3 protein-coding genes are annotated in these 1,177 nt (G+C 51.4%); all 3 read right to left on the minus strand.

The genetic code is table 11. From position 1 onward, the window contains the following. The coding region (bcsG, locus tag R7Z41_RS24075; protein WP_318141646.1) for a cellulose biosynthesis protein BcsG at positions 1 to 486 on the minus strand (486 nt) is incomplete at its 3' end. Beyond that, on the minus strand, positions 483 to 674 hold the full coding sequence (gene bcsF / locus R7Z41_RS24080; protein WP_000988308.1) for a cellulose biosynthesis protein BcsF: 192 nt from the start codon (positions 672 to 674) through the stop codon (positions 483 to 485). The genes bcsF and bcsG, both read right to left, overlap by 4 nt. Further along, a partial coding sequence (locus tag R7Z41_RS24085) for a BcsE family c-di-GMP-binding protein (RefSeq protein ID WP_318141647.1) occupies positions 671 to 1,177 on the minus strand: 507 nt, incomplete at its 5' end. The genes bcsF and R7Z41_RS24085, both read right to left, overlap by 4 nt.

A 1,177-nucleotide genomic window follows, 5' to 3' on the forward strand; every position in this document is an offset into this window, starting at 1 on the left:
CCACAAGGAGAAACTTGGTCCCGCCAGGGTAAGTACGTTCAGCCATAGCAGTATGGCAACCACAAAAACGGTAATGCGAATCCATTGTGACAGGAATAACCAGGCCACTAATAAAACAAAAATGGCCCCAATCATCTGCCAGTTAATAAAGCGTGTGACAAGGTCGATTAAATAATCGGTACTGAACCCCGCCACCTGCGAACCCTGGCTCATTATGCTTTCCGGGCCAGGCAACCAGGTGTCATGCCAGAACAAAGCAAAGCCGATCGGCAGGGCAATCCAGTGGCGCAAGCGATGCAGGCTGTAGCGCGGAAGGGGCATCAGCAGAAACGCGGCAAACACCAAATTGAGGAGCGGATGGAAGTTAAGATATCCCGCCCACAACAGGCCGAACTTAACCAGAAAATAGAAGTTCCAGCCGGAAAGGCCGCGCCAGTATTGCCAGAGGGAAGAAGGCATGGCGGTATTTTGCGTAAATTGAGTCATTTTTTGGTTGCCCTGGCTTTTTCCGTGCGGCGTAACGTCCCGGCCGGTTTAACATAACGAGGTTTAGCAAAGAACAAACGTAAGGTGTCGCGAATGCGTCGCAAAGAGTGCCGCGCCAGATAGCCCAGCGGGAAAAATATCAGTGCGCAAACGACAATAATTTCAATGATATCGCTGATGGTCATCATGATGAGCGCTCCACAGCATCATCTAACAGTCGCATGGGTTCTGGTATTCGTCGCCAGTGGCGACCATCGTGCTCGGCATTGATGACCGGTTTAGAACTTTGCGTTAAAGGCAGCGGCATGCCCCATTGTTCTGGGGCAAGCAAGCGCATCTGCACCAGCTCGGCACTGATTTGATCATCTTCAAACCAGACCATACGGTTTGAGAAAATGTCGCCAGTAGGCAATGGGAAAATATGATTCAACGCGGTATCCAGATCGTTAATCCGACAGAATGAGAGAAACAGCACCAGCCGATTACCGCCAATGGTCATGATATCGCCGGTACGGTTAGGGCGACACAGCGTCAGGGCTTGTTCAACGCGGATACCCGGTACCGGACGTAGGGCAACCAGAACGCCTTTACCGTGGGCAGGCAAGAGAGGGTTATTCATCATGTTGTTGACGGCATTACAGAACACATCCCACTTCTGGAAACCACGCAGTTTGAGCGGCTGGGTCATTGA

Source organism: Vibrio sp. 1457, from assembly GCF_033340195.1.
GTDB classification, from domain to species: Bacteria; Pseudomonadota; Gammaproteobacteria; order Enterobacterales; family Vibrionaceae; genus Vibrio; species Vibrio alginolyticus.

Coding starts and splice junctions, on each gene's coding strand:
- bcsF (WP_000988308.1), bottom strand. CDS start 674: ATGATGACCATCAGCGATATCATTGAAATTATTGTCGTTTGCGCACTG.